The organism is Eubacterium sp. An3 (assembly GCF_002159465.1).
Taxonomy (GTDB): domain Bacteria; phylum Bacillota; class Clostridia; order Lachnospirales; family Lachnospiraceae; genus Anaerobutyricum; species Anaerobutyricum stercoris.
Map to the genome: position 1 here is coordinate 57,999 of NZ_NFIR01000012.1, position 15,915 is coordinate 73,913.

22 protein-coding genes are annotated in these 15,915 nt (G+C 40.8%); 3 read left to right on the forward strand and 19 right to left on the reverse strand.

Annotated elements, in window-relative coordinates; all coding sequences use genetic code 11:
• Positions 1 to 28: 28 nt before the first annotated feature.
• Positions 29 to 1,750: a hypothetical protein gene (locus B5F87_RS11180; RefSeq protein ID WP_087281044.1), complete on the forward strand. Its 1,722-nt coding sequence runs from the start codon at positions 29 to 31 to the stop codon at positions 1,748 to 1,750.
• A gap of 30 nt (positions 1,751 to 1,780) precedes the next feature.
• Here B5F87_RS11180 and B5F87_RS11185 read toward each other — a convergent pair whose 3' ends face one another.
• The 8 genes from B5F87_RS11185 to ligA all read right to left on the reverse strand — a co-directional run bounded on the left by B5F87_RS11185 (position 1,781) and on the right by ligA (position 7,755).
• Positions 1,781 to 2,389 (reverse strand): hypothetical protein, encoded by a 609-nt coding sequence (locus tag B5F87_RS11185; RefSeq protein ID WP_087281046.1) that lies wholly within the window; start codon positions 2,387 to 2,389, stop codon positions 1,781 to 1,783.
• A 63-nt stretch (positions 2,390 to 2,452) separates the two neighbouring features.
• On the reverse strand, positions 2,453 to 3,508 hold the full coding sequence (locus B5F87_RS11190; RefSeq protein ID WP_087281047.1) for a hypothetical protein: 1,056 nt from the start codon (positions 3,506 to 3,508) through the stop codon (positions 2,453 to 2,455).
• Between the two features lie 387 nt (positions 3,509 to 3,895).
• The gene (locus B5F87_RS11195) at positions 3,896 to 4,315 is read right to left on the reverse strand and encodes a hypothetical protein (RefSeq protein WP_087281049.1); all 420 of its coding nucleotides are present in this window, start codon (positions 4,313 to 4,315) and stop codon (positions 3,896 to 3,898) included.
• A gap of 43 nt (positions 4,316 to 4,358) precedes the next feature.
• Positions 4,359 to 4,607 (reverse strand): hypothetical protein, encoded by a 249-nt coding sequence (locus B5F87_RS11200; protein ID WP_087281050.1) that lies wholly within the window; start codon positions 4,605 to 4,607, stop codon positions 4,359 to 4,361.
• Positions 4,608 to 4,714: 107 nt separating this feature from the next.
• Positions 4,715 to 5,038: a hypothetical protein gene (locus tag B5F87_RS11205; protein WP_087281052.1), complete on the reverse strand. Its 324-nt coding sequence runs from the start codon at positions 5,036 to 5,038 to the stop codon at positions 4,715 to 4,717.
• Between the two features lie 45 nt (positions 5,039 to 5,083).
• On the reverse strand, positions 5,084 to 5,389 hold the full coding sequence (locus tag B5F87_RS11210) for a hypothetical protein (RefSeq protein WP_087281053.1): 306 nt from the start codon (positions 5,387 to 5,389) through the stop codon (positions 5,084 to 5,086).
• A gap of 55 nt (positions 5,390 to 5,444) precedes the next feature.
• Positions 5,445 to 5,756 (reverse strand): hypothetical protein, encoded by a 312-nt coding sequence (locus B5F87_RS11215; RefSeq protein WP_087281055.1) that lies wholly within the window; start codon positions 5,754 to 5,756, stop codon positions 5,445 to 5,447.
• Positions 5,757 to 5,769: 13 nt separating this feature from the next.
• Complete coding sequence (ligA, locus tag B5F87_RS11220; protein ID WP_343215759.1) at positions 5,770 to 7,755, reverse strand: NAD-dependent DNA ligase LigA; 1,986 nt, start codon at positions 7,753 to 7,755, stop codon at positions 5,770 to 5,772.
• Between the two features lie 124 nt (positions 7,756 to 7,879).
• Here ligA and B5F87_RS11225 point away from each other — a divergent pair, with 124 nt between their 5' ends.
• Together B5F87_RS11225 and B5F87_RS11230 are read left to right on the forward strand one after the other, a co-directional pair.
• Complete coding sequence (locus B5F87_RS11225) at positions 7,880 to 8,134, forward strand: hypothetical protein (RefSeq protein ID WP_087281057.1); 255 nt, start codon at positions 7,880 to 7,882, stop codon at positions 8,132 to 8,134.
• Positions 8,121 to 9,011, forward strand: coding sequence for a hypothetical protein (locus B5F87_RS11230; protein ID WP_087281059.1), 891 nt, complete (start codon positions 8,121 to 8,123; stop codon positions 9,009 to 9,011). Before B5F87_RS11225 ends, B5F87_RS11230 begins: the two co-directional genes overlap by 14 nt.
• A gap of 62 nt (positions 9,012 to 9,073) precedes the next feature.
• On the opposite strand, the gene B5F87_RS11235 is transcribed toward B5F87_RS11230, so the two are convergent.
• From B5F87_RS11235 to B5F87_RS11285, 11 genes are all read right to left on the reverse strand, one after another.
• A complete protein-coding gene (locus tag B5F87_RS11235; RefSeq protein ID WP_087281061.1) occupies positions 9,074 to 9,397 on the reverse strand; it encodes a hypothetical protein in 324 nt (107 codons plus the stop codon).
• A gap of 69 nt (positions 9,398 to 9,466) precedes the next feature.
• Positions 9,467 to 9,751, reverse strand: coding sequence for a hypothetical protein (locus tag B5F87_RS11240; protein ID WP_087281062.1), 285 nt, complete (start codon positions 9,749 to 9,751; stop codon positions 9,467 to 9,469).
• Between the two features lie 241 nt (positions 9,752 to 9,992).
• Complete coding sequence (locus tag B5F87_RS11250; protein WP_087281065.1) at positions 9,993 to 10,289, reverse strand: hypothetical protein; 297 nt, start codon at positions 10,287 to 10,289, stop codon at positions 9,993 to 9,995.
• 52 nt (positions 10,290 to 10,341) lie between these two features.
• Complete coding sequence (gene cas7c / locus B5F87_RS11255) at positions 10,342 to 11,208, reverse strand: type I-C CRISPR-associated protein Cas7/Csd2 (protein WP_087281067.1); 867 nt, start codon at positions 11,206 to 11,208, stop codon at positions 10,342 to 10,344.
• Positions 11,209 to 11,234: 26 nt separating this feature from the next.
• Entirely contained in the window at positions 11,235 to 12,881 is a 1,647-nt protein-coding gene (gene cas8c / locus B5F87_RS11260; protein WP_158097027.1) for a type I-C CRISPR-associated protein Cas8c/Csd1, read from the reverse strand.
• Positions 12,872 to 13,549 carry a type I-C CRISPR-associated protein Cas5c gene (gene cas5c / locus B5F87_RS11265; RefSeq protein ID WP_087281071.1) on the reverse strand — a complete coding sequence of 226 codons (678 nt, stop codon included), beginning with the start codon at positions 13,547 to 13,549 and terminating at the stop codon, positions 12,872 to 12,874. The genes cas8c and cas5c overlap by 10 nt, the downstream gene beginning before the upstream one ends.
• A 124-nt stretch (positions 13,550 to 13,673) precedes the next feature.
• Positions 13,674 to 14,405: a Fic family protein gene (locus B5F87_RS11270; RefSeq protein WP_087281073.1), complete on the reverse strand. Its 732-nt coding sequence runs from the start codon at positions 14,403 to 14,405 to the stop codon at positions 13,674 to 13,676.
• A 108-nt stretch (positions 14,406 to 14,513) separates the two neighbouring features.
• Complete coding sequence (locus B5F87_RS11275; protein ID WP_087281074.1) at positions 14,514 to 15,089, reverse strand: hypothetical protein; 576 nt, start codon at positions 15,087 to 15,089, stop codon at positions 14,514 to 14,516.
• Positions 15,090 to 15,124: 35 nt separating this feature from the next.
• Positions 15,125 to 15,286 (reverse strand): hypothetical protein, encoded by a 162-nt coding sequence (locus tag B5F87_RS21190; protein ID WP_191532269.1) that lies wholly within the window; start codon positions 15,284 to 15,286, stop codon positions 15,125 to 15,127.
• Positions 15,267 to 15,482 carry a hypothetical protein gene (locus B5F87_RS11280; protein ID WP_087281076.1) on the reverse strand — a complete coding sequence of 72 codons (216 nt, stop codon included), beginning with the start codon at positions 15,480 to 15,482 and terminating at the stop codon, positions 15,267 to 15,269. The genes B5F87_RS21190 and B5F87_RS11280 overlap by 20 nt, the downstream gene beginning before the upstream one ends.
• Positions 15,454 to 15,897: a hypothetical protein gene (locus B5F87_RS11285; protein WP_087281078.1), complete on the reverse strand. Its 444-nt coding sequence runs from the start codon at positions 15,895 to 15,897 to the stop codon at positions 15,454 to 15,456. Before B5F87_RS11285 ends, B5F87_RS11280 begins: the two co-directional genes overlap by 29 nt.
• Between the last annotated feature and the right edge of the window lie 18 nt (positions 15,898 to 15,915).

Genomic DNA, 15,915 nt, shown 5'->3' on the forward strand with positions numbered 1-15,915 from the left:
AAAAAATCAAAACAAGGAGGATAAAAACATGACAATGGAAAAAGCATTGATACTGAATGGGTATAAAGACCGAAATAAATTCTCTTTATGGTATCTGCTATACGGGAATGATGGATTAGAGGATTACTTCGAGAAGTATCCTATCGAAAAAATATCTAATGGGAACCATAGTCTTTGTCCGTCAAAAATCAAGGATATCCTTTCAGATGATCCTGAAAGTTTCCTGTCGTATCAAACAGTGGAAGAGATTTTGGCAGATAACCCAATTTTAATCCGTTTAATGGATCCCGAAAACGCAGAAAGGTACTGCACGGAAAAAACACTTCCATTTTTAATGACAGTCCCTGATGATTGGTTCGGAGATTATTTGGCAGCAAAAGACCCTTGGCAGATCACAGAAGAGGAATATTTCCGGGCAACAAATGAACAATTAGAAAAATGTTGTAAAGAACACAGTTCTCTTCTGGAACAGATTCCAGAAAAAAGATGGGATGCTGATTTGGTGCATCGTTTAATGGACAAGTTAGAAGCCATAAATATGTCTGTTGATTATGGACTTAAAATTCCAGAGAATCTGAAAACAGAAAAATATTGGCGAACACTTTGTTCTGTTAACGGATACTATTTCAGACTACTTCCGGATGAGTATCACTATATATTGACCGAAGATTTTGTGCTTCATGCTCTACAGAATAACCGATCTTATGTAGGGTATTGCCATCTTTTGGAAGTGATTCCTGATCAATTAAAAACGTGGAAGGTTTGTTTAATTGCGTGTATCATGCATTTCGCTGCGGTGAAATACCTGCCAAAAAGATTTCAAAACGACACTTTTTATGAGGAACTGATAGAACATAGACAATATGATTTTATCAGTTACATCAAGTTGGATACTATTTCAGCTCCTGTGTTTGAAAAAGCTCTATCAAAAATAGATGTAAAAAGCAGTATCTTATTTCACGATATCAAGAAACTACCAAAGCATTTGTTAACCGAAGGAGTCATTTATGAAATGGCAAGACATGGGGAAATGAATCTCATCCCAACTGTGTATAAAGATAGGAACTTTTATTTGACTGCCGTTCGTTACCAAGGCAGTGATTTAGATAAAGTTCCAGAAAAATACATGGATACGGAAATGTGCCTTGCCGCATTAGAATCTAATGCATATGCAGCACAGAAATACATCCCAGACAGAATTAAAACAAGCAATTTCTGGAAGAAAGTTGTAGAAAAAAGATTGTTTTCCAGTCCGGCAGACTTGCCAGAAGAATTCTGTACAGAGGAATTAGTGAAGGAGACGGCACACTATCTGGATGATATTCCAGAAAAATATTTGAGCGATGATACTGTCCTCCCTATTTTGAAACAAAGAAAAATGGTTGCACCCATGGATCTGAAACGGTATCAGTCGCAGGCCGTATATGATTATGTGATGGGAACATGCCAAAAAAGAATGTATGTCTATTATTTAAAGTTATTCAGAAAAGAATTCTGGAAACAGGAGCATATAGACTATGCATTACAGTATGACCCGGAATCGATAACCATACCAGAGTTGGAAGAAAGAGACATTAAAAAGTCTTTGGACTATTATCCGGAAAACATCATTTTTGCCCCAGATGGGGTTATGATACCGGAACAGACTCTCCAAGACAAAGAAATGAATCCTTCTTCTGATAAAGATGATAAAACGATTATGGCTGCGCCATTTGCACAGCTTTCCATTTTTGATTTTTTGACGACATAATGAAAGCTCCGGATGAAACCGGAGCTTTTTTTAGATTGCTTTAACTTCTAAGGTCATGATGCACTCATTCGCGTGAATGGAAGCGTATGTACTCGTATTCTTGTACTGTAAATTTTCCCTCTCTTTTCCTTTTATACAGGAAATTAAAAGATCAAATTCTGCTTGCAATACAAGTATTGCCATTTCATGATCCATGATCGAGTTTCCTGTTGGGCTTTCTAAGAAGGACTTTTCTTTCCTTCCGTCCGGATAGGAAAATGTCCGTACTACCGCAAATTCAACAGATTCTTCCGGTATATGAATCTGTGTGGTGATATAAAAATCAGGAAACTTTTCAAAACCGGCATCATTAAATGCTTGAGCGAAATTAACATCATCTTCTTCCCAGTAAACAGCCATTATCTTAAAGGCATAATCTGGGTCATGTTCTTTCTCTGGCTGTTCATATTGCTTTGTCATTTCCATTATGGAATCTACAAAAGGTTCATCGGAGATTTCCTCATTCCATGATAAAAAAACATCTGTTCCTTTCTGTTTCACGGTCGGTCTGCTAGACTGGCAGTAGTGATTTATGGAATCCAAAATTTCTTTCGCGGCCTTTTTCCCAAAAGCCATTGCTATACATACGGTTTGTTTCATTGCGCGCCTCCTTTATCGATAAAATTTTCCCACGTTTAACCTTTGGCTAAGTGCGGTGTTTTCTTATTTGAGCCGGATATAATAATATCCGGTGCGTTCATCTTTTTCTCTGTATGGATTATAAAAGCCCATCGTGACCATATCTTCCATATTTGAAGGAAGCATCGTTTTGATCGTGTACATCAACGCCCGGGTTTTTTCATGATCAGAGCAAAGGAACTCTTTTCCGTCCGTCCATAAGAGTTGGTTAGGAGTTTTAGGTAAAAAGCCTAACAGTGCATAGAATAAATGCTGTAAAGCTTTTTTGTCACCGTCTTCCCGATCATGATTATGTTTCGTCTGACAGGGCTGAGCTTCACCCTTTTTCTTATATAAGGATCCTTTTGGGTCGATGATGTAAGAACAATCTCCAGACCAGCGGATCAGATTCGCTTTGTCGGAAGGAGATAGTTTGGCGTAATCAGTGTAGCTGTTTAACAGATTTTCTAAGGAATCAACGCCGGTAAGGAAATCCTCTTTAAAAGCATTGATAATCTGTTTATCAGCCTCGTAGTGGAAAAAGTCAGTATAATACCTTTCTGGACAGTCGCTTTCCTTCATACAGGAAGGGATGATCTCTTCTTGCGAAGCGATGATTTCTGTACCATCCATAAAGCGGATTCGCCATTTTGGAATGATATTGGAGTTTATGGTTTTAGGCGCACGCCCACGTCCGACAACACGAAACCTTTTTCCAGTAAACTGTTTATGTGAACGATTGCCCCAGAAAAAATCGGAAAAACCGTCCTTTTCCAGTTCGTTAAATTTGGAATGGAGTTTACGTACAACAGAACTTTGTTGAATAGCATCTGATTTATTTGTGAATACAGATTTTCCAAAGTCATCAGCGCTTTTATATACGGTTGCAGAACTATTATTTTGCAATTGAGAAAACATCAGTGATAATACAATGCGTACCTGTCCGCCCTTGCATAAACGAACTTCGTCCGCGATTGCAGGGATAATATCCGCGTTCTTCCAAAGAAGGTAAACCTTATCCCCTGGTATACATGGCAACGCAGATTTGGATACCACGGTACCCATTTCATTTTTTATGATAATTTCTTTTGTTTGCTTCATAAAAAACAACCTCCTTAGTTTGATTTACTTTGTTTACTGATTTAATATGTTCGCGGATAAGTGAAAAAAATCAGGATACCCAAAATGGGTACCCTGATGCCTGATTAATACGGATATGGTGCCACCGCACCGTATTTCTCGATTATTTCTTCATTCGTTGCGTCCGGCATACCAAAAATATATTTTGGTTCGTCACATCCAGATCGGAAACAATCTGATACCTTTATCATCCCTTCTGGTGTTAAATTTTCACAACCGGGGGAACAAGGAATCCTTGAGTCAATTTTACAGCTTTGGCACCGACCTTCCAGGCCGCAGTTTCCTCCGCACCATCCTTTAATAGCCATTTTTGAGTCACCTCTTCCTATTTTTGAAATACCCGTGACTTTAGTCATGGGTCATTGACACTTGTTTAATCGTTAATTGTGTCCGTGCCAGATTACATTGCACCATAATCCCAGGCAATAGGATATAAGCCCCGTAAATCAGTGCAGATGTTACGGCATGCTCTGCATCCTCTTCCGCAACATGAAATTCGTTGGAGATTACGGAAGCTTGTTTTTCTACATCAATAGAAGAAATAAATTTTTTAATCTTTTGGAAATCATTTTTAACTTCCTTGGAATATCCCGGCATCCCATAGGTTTTTGTTAAATAATCTGCACGGTTTAAGAGTTTCTGGATATTATGAATAACATCCAGATCACTCTCCGCTCCTCGGAAGAGGATATCCACCGGCGTATTTGGATGCAGCCCCATTGCACGGACAACTCTCTTTTTCATTTCCATTTCCACATTTTCTTTCATCAACTTCATTTCCTCCCTTTTCGTTTGATCATTTATTACTTTTTTAATATGGAAACGAAAACAGCGAAAAAATAAAACCCTCCATCACTGAAGGGTTTGAGTCATTTTTTGTAATATTTTTCATACCATCGCTCTTTCCGTACATATGGCTCTTTTTCGATGGGAACAAATTGGTACGAACATTTTTCTTTGTATTTGCATAAGCTGTTTTCTTTTTGAAAATGTGGACAAGAATTGATGTCCGATTCCAATGTGCAGCGCATGGAAATCCCCCTTTCTTATCTGCTTCCATTGTAGCATATTCCATAGAATGACGCAAACATATGTTTTCTTTATAAAAGAAAAAGCAGGGAAACCCCTGCTTTTCCAGCTACCGTGAAATCACAACTCTGTGCTTGTTCATATATCCAAAATCTGGCGGAACCGGTTTTCTTCATCGGTAGTAAACCCACCATCTTTCAAATGAAAAATGGCCTTTTCTCCGTATTTCTCATTCAGATCCTGAATGAAATTATAAAACTCCTCAAATCTTTCTAAGTCCTCGACCCGGAGCAGATACCGTTTTACCTCTTTGTTGGGGAGGTATGGGATAAAATAATCTTCTGCTGTTATAGGATTCGGGAAAAGTCCGGCAACCTGTATTTTGCTCCGTCTATCATCCTGCATGCTGCAATCAATCATATTGACCACAGCATAATTCATAAATTTCGTATAATCTTTCATTCGTCCTCCTTATAAAAATCATTTCTATTTGATAACATCTTTCCCTTATGCTTCTCGACAGATATCCATAATAGTATCCGCAAGGTTTAAATAAGAGTCAACGCTATATCCATGCAGAGCAGCCAGTAGATCGCCCGTCTCTTTATCTCGCAATTCGCAGTAATGTGTCCATTTACCTTCGTCTTTTTCTAAGCTGATATCTAATTCATTCCCAAATTTTGATTGAAAATCATAGGTATGGATCAACGTTGAAACATGGTCCGGTTTTTCTCCTGCGCCATCCCACTGATATGGATTTACGCTGTTAAGAAAGTCAAGCGCGATTTTTTCTGCACCTTTTCTATCAAACATATATTCCCTCCTATTTGAAATACTCTTTGCCTTTCTTATTTATCTTGTATTCTCTTTATATGACAACCTGCAGCACAGAATCGGATAAATACACTTCCTGCCGTTGATCAAAAGGAATTTTCAAAAGTCCTATACACTGGAAAAATATCCCTTTTGTAGTCATCAACCGTTCAAAAATATCACCGATACAATCCGCACCGTTATCACTGGTATGAAATTCTTCCGCCGCCTGTTCCGCAATTTGTCCTATCTCTTCTTTCCGGTTTTCCGGAATCAGGTACACTGCCGGTTCTACGCCGTATCCACCGGATTCTGATGGATTGTTATAGGTGCCATCAAAATCTAATACCATCAAACTATAATACATAAAACAACCCTCCTTATTGAGCGAATAATTCTAAAAACCGGGATTCAGAAATGATTTCAATTCCCAGTTCTTTTGCTTTTTTATTCTTTCCTGACATGGAATCTACGTCATTGTTGATCAGATAACTTGTTTTGCTAGACACGCTGCCAGAAACATTCCCGCCTTTTTCCTCGATAAATGCCTTCATCTCTGCACGGTTTTTAAAGTGGGATACATTTCCCGTGATGACGAAAGTAAGTCCCGTACAACTTTTTTCAGTTTCATTTGTACCGGTATTTACTACACTGTCATCTGTGACAGTAAGCTCCCCAAGTAGAGCCATGTATTCTGCTTCATGCTCGGAAAACCACTGGCGAATCAAGTTCCAGGTTACATCTCCAATTCCGCTTATCTCCGGGAAGGAATCAATTAATTTTAATAATTCCATTGATTTCTTTTGTCCTGGCTGTAAATTAGCATTAAAATACCCATCAAGAAGTTTCGCCACATCATGCCCAGCATTTGGGATTCCCAGTGCGTAAAAAAGGTTCCGGAACGTGGTGTTTCTTGCTGCTTCAATGGCTTCCATGATATTGTCATAAGATCTTTCACCAAAGCCATCCATCTGCATGATCTGTTCACGGTATCGCTCTAAATGGAAAAGGTCTGCCGGCTCAGAGATAAAACCAGCTGACACAAAGGACTGCAAAGTCGCTTTGGAAACACCAGAAACATTCAATCCGTCCCGGTGTACCAGCCGTTCAAACCGTCCGATATGTTTGGCCGGGCAGTCTGGATTTACGCAATATAAGAATTCGGAATCCTTATTTTTGCCGATCCTGCGTTCAGTGGCTCCACCGCAGACCGGACATTTTTCCGGGATATGGATACTGCATGTAACCCCTGTCAGGTTTTCATCTACCTGCGGAATGATCATATTCGCCTTATATATCGTGATGGTATCCCCGATATTTAAACGAAGATCCCGGATATAAGAGATATTATGTAGGCTCGCACGTCTCACTGTCGTCCCTTCCAGCTCTACTGGATCAAAGATTGCTACCGGGTTGAGCAGCCCACTTTTCGATGCAGACCATTTAATAGCCCGCAAGATTGTTTCTGCGGTATTGTCGGCCCATTTAAAGGCCATGGAATAACGAGGATATTTCCCGGTACTGCCCAGCGAACGGTCGATGTCATTATAAGTTAAGACCAGCCCATCTACCGGGTACGGTAACGACTCCACCGCATCAGAGAAGCTGTCCAGCATCACACGAAAGCTTTCTTTGCTGATCAGCGCGTGGGCAACGACATCGAATCCCTGATCTTCCATCCATTTAAAACACTCCTGTTCTGTATTTGGAAAATCAGGATTGTCTTGTACATATGGATTGACCAAGGAAAATGCTTTGAAGCGCAGGCAACGGCCTGCTGTTTTTTTTGTATCCAGTAATCGCACACTGGAAGCAGCCAAGTTTCTTGAATTGGCATACGGTTCTTCCCCAGCATCAATCACCGCCTGATTAATCTTTGCGAAATCCTTATGATAAATTACTGCCTCACCCCGGATAGTAACATTTCCTCCATAAGGGATCGTTGCCGGGACCCCTGCGATGTACGGCGCATTGTGGGTCACATCGTCCCCGACATGACCGTTTCCCCGTGTCACTAAGCTGGAGAGCTTGTGATCAGCATACGTGGCGACGAGTGTAAGCCCGTCCATCTTATATGATAAAACAGCTCTTTTGATTCCCATCCAGTGCAGGATTTTATCGCGGGCTTTTGTTTTATCCAGAGATAAGGCCGGATACCAATGCTGTCTTTTTGGCAGGTCGGATACGACTTCATAGCCCACCCGCCGGGTTGGACTGTTGGTAAGTACAATTCCCCGTTCCTTTTCCAATTCTTCCAGTTCAGCGTAAAGGGCATCATATTCTTTGTCTGACATGATGCTGTATCCTTCTGAGTAATACGACTTAGCTGCTTTGTTTAAACGTTCCACTAATTCTTTCATGTTCATTGTGTTACCTCCTTAGTTTGAAATTTTTTACATAACTAATATGAGCTTGCCATTTTGTTATTTTTTGCAAGAGACAGAGCAATGGGGTTTTTCATATTAAAAGAAAAAAACAGGAGGTATTGAAATGGAAAAAGCAGGATTAACAGGCGATGTATTTGAAATCCATGACCCGGAAGAAAAAGATTCTATTTATTTTCTATTGAAGGACCGAAGTCATGAGTTTACAATAGGTTTATCAGATGTCTTGGAATGCCTGAAATTTGCAGAGGAGAAAGGAGAAGTACCGGAGCTGCCAGAGGAATGGTGGTATATGCTATATGGTATGTATCCACAACTTTCTGTACACCGGGAAATAGAAAAAAACAATGAGGAGGTTTAAATTACATACTGGCTATACGGAATCCTATGAGATTACAAAAGAAAATTATGAACGAGAAGTCCGGGGGCGAAAAGATTTTACCTATATTGGTGTAGATGGGGTACGCCGGAGTTTCGCTATATGTCCTGCCTGTGATAATCCGATTCAATTGATCGGATTGTATAAGAAACTGGAAAACACAGATCGTCCATATGGCAGGCATTATAACAGGGACACAAAGGTTGCAAAACATAATGAACAAACCTATCGGTTTTGTCCATATGCCAGTCACTCTTATCATGTGACAAAAGAATCATTGAAAGAAGAAATAACTGAATATGAGAAATCCATATATGAAGGCGCAAGGGATTATTTCGATCTGGTGGCATATGTGATAAACCAGGATACAGGGATTTATATTTCTAAAAAATTGGCGGCCAGGATACTAGATGGATATCTTGCCGGACAAGGATATATGTATTATTGGGCGACGCAATATAACCTTCCTTGGATGTTGCTGTACTTTATGGGAGAAATTCCCTGTTATGGGCTATTGGTAAAAAAAGGCTGTGATTTGTGGAAATATTTTTCTACCAGGGAAGATGTCCTGTTGCAGCATAGCTATATAGAGGGATATGACAGACTAGATAAAAGGGATCATTTTTTAAACCTTAATTTAGTTTTTTTACTTCATGATCGCAAGGTCATAGATGACCGGGTAGAAGAAACAATTGAACTAAATGTAACTACAGCAGAAAAAAATAAGCGATTGCCTAGAGTAGAATACAAAAAAACTCTTTCAATCAATGAATATAGGTTTCCAAATTTTGTTTGTAAAGCAAAGTATAGGAATACAGGATTGCTCGCACTGGCAAAGGAAAGGCTGCCGGAGCTATGAACTGCGACAGCCCCTTTTTTGAATATTAGTTAGACGAAATAGGTTACTCTGTTGTTCCATTTTTATGAAAAAATTCGAATCGTGCTGAACCTCGAACATGTATATACATGCTCTGTGATCAGAGGAAAATGTAAGTGTTTTGCCAGATATTCCCCGATAGCAACAATATCCAGCCAACGGATGGAATCTGAATCTGTACAATCAAACGACTCCGCAGAAAACAACAAGTCGCTTTCTTTGCATTTTGTTTTATTATCCTGTACATAGTCAATATACACATATTGTCTTTGATTGACTTCACTCAAAGAGCAACGTATTTCTGTCTCTTCCGTAATACGCCTCATATCGATTTTTTTCATGATCTCTTTTTTACATTCATTTGTCATAACGCCGCCTTCCATACTATTGAAATTCAATTGCTTTCTGTTCTGTCATCGTTATTCATCCTTTCTCTTTCATGCTCTTGGCAATTTTTGTATTGCGATCGTCATAGTTTCTAATTTTTTCACCTTTTTTCTCAAACGGATAGCCTCTTCTGTCCGCATTCTCACGGCTTTCTGTTGAGCAGCTTCTAGTGTCTCTTCCACCTCTGATACAGGTAATAAATAGTTACCTATAGCAGTAGAAAGTTCATAACAAACTTGGGATTCTTTTGTATCACTGTCTTTAAGATTGACTTTTGCCAATATTTCCGCTTCTAGGATTCCTTTATCCAAAGCAAATTTTGTGATATATACCATGTATGTTCTCCTCATTTCCAAATATATTTTCTGATAAACAACCAAACGATCCCCATGGTAGAACAGGAAAACCAAAACTCTACAGTTTCCCTGCTGGCGCCGACAGCAGCGGCAAAGCTTGTGATCATGCCTACTTCGCTAATGTAATAGCATACACATGCGAGTCGGCTTTTTCGCCTTCGATACCAGAAAATTGACGAGATAAAAATAATAAGCATGATGATAAATATTAGGATAGCTGTCATTCTTCATCCATCTCCTGATTTTCGTTTATTTCTTTTTCTTCATCTTTCTCAGTTTTTTTGAATATCAATAAAAATGGGAAAACCCATAAGGTAGTCCCGAGAGTAAATAGAAGCATAGAAGTGCGCTGAAGGAGTTTTGTACGATAAATAAATAGTTCAACTGGGAGATTTGGCGCACAAAAAAGACCTAAATCAGCGATTTGCCAACAGCAGAAGGATGCTGCCAAGAAGGCTGAACTACAAAGGAATAGTTTAAAAGCTCGAGATATTCGTGTCTTATCTATCTTATTCATAGATTCCTCCTTTCTGTTTTTAAACCCCTCGAATTCGAGGGGTTTAAGTTCATTATTTAATGATACATTCCACGCCTGCCGGCATGTCTTCTGTATCGATCTTTACTTCATAATCCGAGAATTTTCTTGCAGGGCCTTCAGATACCCGTTTTACAGAAACTCTGTCAAACAGCTTCCAGGCTTTTTCATTCCCAGTCGCACTTTCATGCTTGAAGACGATCAGATTACGCACTGCCATATCCGGTCGTGCGGAAGATGCGTCATCGTCAAACATGTTCAATAAAGCCTCCATGAGAAGCTCATAGTCTTCTTCTGAGAAACCGGTTTTTTTCGCCTTTTCAGCGGAGATATGCCCGCATACAGTATATACTGCGTATGGAACGATCCACTTTCTTCCCATGGTGGAGGATTTCGCCTCCGCTTCTTTTTCAGAAGCGACCGTGATACGGTCGATCGTGATCGACTGCGGGTCGATAGGGTCTACACTTCTTCCAAAACAGAGCTGTACCGGGCCGTTTACCCGGCCATCTCCCAGATTGTTCTTGGAGAGTGATGTGAGAACAGCTCCAAACGTGCGGATATCAGAGAAATTGTCACAAAGGTATTTCTTGACGATCTCACCTGCCTCGTAAGGTTGTTTCTCCTTTGTTTCTTCGCTGGTAGCATCGATCGCTGCTGCCTCCGGACGGTTTGTCGGGATTCCCGCAGTGATATAGATTCCGTATCCGGCTTCCCCTGTTTTACGCTTTGCCACATAATCACGGATTTTCCGTTTTAAGCAGACATCTGTGATCAGCCCATGTCCGGTCTCGATATCTGTTCGTGGAGCGTTATCCATATCCGGATCGCCGTTTGGGTTTCCGTTTGTTACCTCAATGATCATCATAAAATCTACTTTGTTCTTTAATACTTCACTCATAGTCATTCTCCTTTTTATTTCATATTTCATTTTTCTTTGTTTTCAAACCGTTTCTGCCGGGCGTTGAAGTAACCCAACGAAAATAAGCCACGGTCTTCCAATGACAGCTGCATCGGGATATCTCCGATATCCACTGCCAGATCTGTCACAGCCTTATCAAGATTGGTTGCGTATCCCGGCGATACCCGGAATAACTTATTTTTGTGATGGACATTTAACCGGAACATGACCGGGAATACCATCCCTGGCTGTGTCATGGCTCTTCCAAAGAACCGGTCCCGGAAAGACCGCCCCAACGGAGTATTGGTAAGCCGCGCAGCTTCTTCTTGTGTCTGCTCTAATAACGAGAACAGAGTCCCCATTTTATAAGCTTTTTCCTTTTCCATGTTTTCTCCTTCCTTTAAGCAGTTTTTGCTCAGGTACGCCTGGATGAACGAGGCTTTCCTGAAATTGACTGCATTATTTATCCCGATCTGGTTCAGTACCTTCTGGTATATAGGTTCCGGGTATTTTCTGTCATAAAGGATTGCAGTAAGGAATGCTTCTATCTGCTCCTCATTTAATTCGGAAACCTTCGTTCCCGCCCGTTCGATCTCTAGCAAGATCTGTGTGACGGAAGGGATCCGCAGGTCTGAATCCATCTTCATCCGTAAAAGATGGTTGCTGACCCGTTCCATCAACCCGTTTAAGGTGTCCTGATAGAAAAAAGACACGGAGATCCGTCCGGCATTCCCACGCAGACCAGCAATGTAATACCGGTCTGGTAAAGAGGTCCGTGGCATTTTACCCCGTAAGAGCCTGTTCATAATCTGGTACATAGGTTCTTCGGGTTTTGAAAATCCACCGATCATTTCTTTGGCAAATGTCTCCATTTCAGGATCATCCGACCAGAAAACGATAGAACCATTTTTAAAAGTCAGATGATGTGTCTGATCCATCAGAAGATAATTTAACGCGGTAGTATACGCAAACTGTGTATGCTCCGTCATTAAAATATTTTCCCCATTCTTTTTCCCGTAGCTTTGGAAAGCGACAGGCTTGTACGAGATCAAAGATCCGCCCGTAGGCCGTGCGCCCGGTACACCTTTGATCTTTTGATGGACGGGGGCGAATACCCCAGCCTTTCCGGTAATGGCATCCCGGCAGTACATTCTGCCTTCCTGATTTAAGAATATATCTACAGCAATCTGTTCCAGTTCTGGCTGCCGCATGATATATTCGCCGTTATGGACAAATACCATGGATGAAGCCTTTTCCAGTTTCTTATTTAAGTCTTTATCATCCTTAAATTTATCTGGAAGCGGGCATCCGTTTTTATTTTTCTGGAAATACCGGTAAAGGACCTGCCCTGCCGGGCATTTCACACCTTCCAGTTTCTCCAGATGCAGCGTCCTTGCACTGGAAAAATATCCTGGATCTTCTGTGATACCAAGCATATACTTTGGGTTATCACAGAGGAAATACGGCTTTTTCCCATTGCTCCGGGTTGGCTGGTAAGGGACAAGGAGCCTTTCTGCAGGCTCTTTTTTGTCATGGAATTCGATGTCAACGATATCCCCGTCGTCATTTAAGATGATCTTCCCGGATATCTTGACTTCCGTATACCCGTCTTTCGGGACTAACCCGGCGGCCGCCAATTTTTCATAAAGGTCTACCAAAGATTTTATGAACATGCGGACACCTCCTTCTGAAGTTCCAGCCGGAAAGTCTGCACATTCCGCAGATCCAGACATCCGTTGATCATGACAGCATTGAACATGATCGGAGTATTTGTACGATAATCCCGGTCATAGTGCATAAGCCCCAGTTCCGTGATACCTTCAAATGGTGTCTGGATATCTGATATTTTCCCCTCATAGGCCTGGAAGTTCGCGGCGAATTCCTTGAAACCGAAATATGGCTCACTATGGCATCCACCCTGCCTTAACCGCCTATTAAGGATGCTCATGACCTTACCGGCCATATTGACGCCATGATCTACTTCAACTGATGTCGTGAAATGAGCGTCGATAATATAGTGAACATCTTTCAGCAGCAATGTGTTTCTCTGCTGCCGGAAAGCTTCCGGATTCAGGGACAGGTCTGTTCTATGTGACCGGATGGCAGCCTGAATGGAACGGGATGAAATCTTTTCACTGACTTCATTCCGCTTGATGTTTATTTTTTTGATCGGATTTAATACAAAGATCCGGTCAATGATCCACTGGACGTTTGGGTGCCAGTAGATGGATTCTACAATACCCCTGGCAGCAGATGGGGTCATCACGTCATAAGAGACCCGTTCTGCCCCGAATTCCGGGCGGGTGAAGCAAGCCCACTCACCCCATACTTCAATCAGCATTTTTTATCCTCCTTCATTTGATTTTTAAGCAGAATCAATATGAAAGAAACAAAAAATAATTATTCTAGGAAAATAAAAGCGTAAAAAGAAGAACCGCCCAAATGGACGGTTCCAAGAAATTTTTTCATTTGTCGCAAAGGAAATAAGAGATTTTTTCAACATATTTTGATTGTTCTTTAAGAAATAACTCCTGAAGGATAGAAGTTTCACCAATTTCACGGTATTCCCTTAACCCCTCAATGTATTTCATCCGATACCTATCTTCAATAACGACTGGAACGATATCAGCTTTTAAACATTCACGGAATAGAATCAGACGCCCGGTTCTGCCATTTCCATCTTGGAAAGGATGAATGGATTCATACCTAGCGTGGAATTCTGCCATGACAGGAAGTTTTTTGTCTGGTACATCATGATACCACGCAAGAAGCTCTTGCATTTTTTCTGGTACCTCTTTTGGAAGAGCCGTTGTGTACATGCCAACCATATTGGGGCGTTTTTTGTATTCCCCAATCGCATAGCCATTCGCGCGGTCTTCAAATACTCCACTTTTCAGCTCAAAGTGAAATGTTTTGATGAGTTTTTCGCTTAACGGTTCATCCAATGTATCAATCATCTTATTGAACATCAAGAAATGTCCATTGGTTTCCTCCACATCTTTTGCCCGGTAATAATCATCGTTTTGAGGAAGCATACCGATATCAAACAAGGAAGCGGTTTGCTCCTCATTTAACGTAGAGCCTTCAATCTTATTTGAATTATAAGCCAGCGTCCGCTGGGTATAGGCGTAGATTCCGGAACGATCAAATTTTTTCCGCTCAATCTGGAAACGCTGAATTAATTGATCATTTTTCATAAGAACTAACTCCTTAAACTTTTTGAGTATATTGTAGCACAATATAGATATGTTTACATCCTCATTTTTTGTATCCACGCTTCCCACTGGGAAGCGACCAAAAGAAAACTATTCTGCAGAGAGAAGCATCTGGTCAATTTCTGCGACCCTCTTAATAAGGGATTCCCTTTCTTTTTGCAGGGATTCGATATCAACCGTACATAAAGTGATGCCCTCTTTTCCTTTTTCTAATTCGTATGTAGCTGCCGGCACATCGGCTTTCACCACTGTCCCTGTTTCCCATGTAACACATGGATTATTCCTGCTGCCACCGGAAGGACAAAATTCACCATTTACCAAATATGCCCAAGGGGCTAATTTGACATCAGCATCACGGAATCTCCGGGATGCTAAAGGGAACCCTCCGAGGTAGATTTCTGAATCCAGTGTATCATAGAACAGGTCCATGTCTATTTGGACTGTGACGATAGCCGGTTCCTCTTCCCCATCCGTCCCATAAATTTCACGGAGGAGCTCTTTTACTAAGCTTTCTCTGGAATCAGGGAAAGACCATGCCGAGGACTCCCTATCCCATGATCCGCCCAAAAAGCGTGCTTTTTTTACAAAAAGGGTATTATATTCGCTTTTAACGAATATATTTCCGTTATCTTTTTTTACCATAGTCTTTTTCATAATTTGCGCCATGTTCTTTATACCTCCATTTTTACATCTCCGCTTTATCACTCTACTTTAAATGTAACTATATGCCCAGGATTTTCTTCAATCAGCTTCTTTTTCAGATCCTCCACCATCATATGGTTGTCTAACGCTGCCTGAACAACGTCCACAAGTTTTTTGCCATCGAGATAGGCCCACACAGTCTTATTCTTCTTTCTTCGCACAATCTTCCTCCATCAAATCATTGATTTTTTTAATGATAGTTTCCAATTTTTTGATTTTACGACTCATGCGGGGCGCACCGTAATTAAATTCATACACCTCAGTAATAAGCCTTTTTGCTTCTTGCAGCTTCAGCTGATCATATTCGTCAAAAACATCATTCGTCTCCTTAATGCATGATGACACAGTTTCCAACATAATACCTAACCCCCGTTTCTGCCTCGCGGAGCCATCTTTCCAAAGGTAAAAAACAATCTTCTTCCGTATGGACAGCATCCCCGTAAGGGTCCTCGATACAGGAGCGCAGCGTATAAAGGTTTGATGTTGAAAATTCCCGCAGCGTCATGCTGTCAGCAAGTTTTTTGAACTTAGAATAGTTTTCAGAAAATATCTTTTCCTTTACCGTTTCTGTCAAGATAAATGAATTACCAGAGATAGGCGTACCAAACGACCTTAACCATTTTAAAAACGTTTCGGCATCGGATGCTCCTTCGCTCTTCTCTTCGTTTTTGACATAATCGAATTCTATGCCGTTCATTTCGTAGAAATTTGATTCATCCATAAGCCCCAGATTCTCTGGATCTTTGCTGATTTCATAAATAATGCCTCTCATTTTGTTTAACCTCCTTAA

Coding starts and splice junctions, on each gene's coding strand:
- B5F87_RS11180 (WP_087281044.1), top strand. CDS start 29: ATGACAATGGAAAAAGCATTGATACTGAATGGGTATAAAGACCGAAAT.
- B5F87_RS11185 (WP_087281046.1), bottom strand. CDS start 2,389: ATGAAACAAACCGTATGTATAGCAATGGCTTTTGGGAAAAAGGCCGCG.
- B5F87_RS11190 (WP_087281047.1), bottom strand. CDS start 3,508: ATGAAGCAAACAAAAGAAATTATCATAAAAAATGAAATGGGTACCGTG.
- B5F87_RS11195 (WP_087281049.1), bottom strand. CDS start 4,315: ATGAAAGAAAATGTGGAAATGGAAATGAAAAAGAGAGTTGTCCGTGCA.
- B5F87_RS11200 (WP_087281050.1), bottom strand. CDS start 4,607: ATGGAAGCAGATAAGAAAGGGGGATTTCCATGCGCTGCACATTGGAAT.
- B5F87_RS11205 (WP_087281052.1), bottom strand. CDS start 5,038: ATGAAAGATTATACGAAATTTATGAATTATGCTGTGGTCAATATGATT.
- B5F87_RS11210 (WP_087281053.1), bottom strand. CDS start 5,389: ATGTTTGATAGAAAAGGTGCAGAAAAAATCGCGCTTGACTTTCTTAAC.
- B5F87_RS11215 (WP_087281055.1), bottom strand. CDS start 5,756: ATGTATTATAGTTTGATGGTATTAGATTTTGATGGCACCTATAACAAT.
- ligA (WP_343215759.1), bottom strand. CDS start 7,755: ATGAACATGAAAGAATTAGTGGAACGTTTAAACAAAGCAGCTAAGTCG.
- B5F87_RS11225 (WP_087281057.1), top strand. CDS start 7,880: ATGGAAAAAGCAGGATTAACAGGCGATGTATTTGAAATCCATGACCCG.
- B5F87_RS11230 (WP_087281059.1), top strand. CDS start 8,121: ATGAGGAGGTTTAAATTACATACTGGCTATACGGAATCCTATGAGATT.
- B5F87_RS11235 (WP_087281061.1), bottom strand. CDS start 9,397: ATGACAAATGAATGTAAAAAAGAGATCATGAAAAAAATCGATATGAGG.
- B5F87_RS11240 (WP_087281062.1), bottom strand. CDS start 9,751: ATGGTATATATCACAAAATTTGCTTTGGATAAAGGAATCCTAGAAGCG.
- B5F87_RS11250 (WP_087281065.1), bottom strand. CDS start 10,289: ATGAATAAGATAGATAAGACACGAATATCTCGAGCTTTTAAACTATTC.
- cas7c (WP_087281067.1), bottom strand. CDS start 11,208: ATGAGTGAAGTATTAAAGAACAAAGTAGATTTTATGATGATCATTGAG.
- cas8c (WP_158097027.1), bottom strand. CDS start 12,881: ATGTTCATAAAATCTTTGGTAGACCTTTATGAAAAATTGGCGGCCGCC.
- cas5c (WP_087281071.1), bottom strand. CDS start 13,549: ATGCTGATTGAAGTATGGGGTGAGTGGGCTTGCTTCACCCGCCCGGAA.
- B5F87_RS11270 (WP_087281073.1), bottom strand. CDS start 14,405: ATGAAAAATGATCAATTAATTCAGCGTTTCCAGATTGAGCGGAAAAAA.
- B5F87_RS11275 (WP_087281074.1), bottom strand. CDS start 15,089: ATGGCGCAAATTATGAAAAAGACTATGGTAAAAAAAGATAACGGAAAT.
- B5F87_RS11280 (WP_087281076.1), bottom strand. CDS start 15,482: ATGTTGGAAACTGTGTCATCATGCATTAAGGAGACGAATGATGTTTTT.
- B5F87_RS11285 (WP_087281078.1), bottom strand. CDS start 15,897: ATGAGAGGCATTATTTATGAAATCAGCAAAGATCCAGAGAATCTGGGG.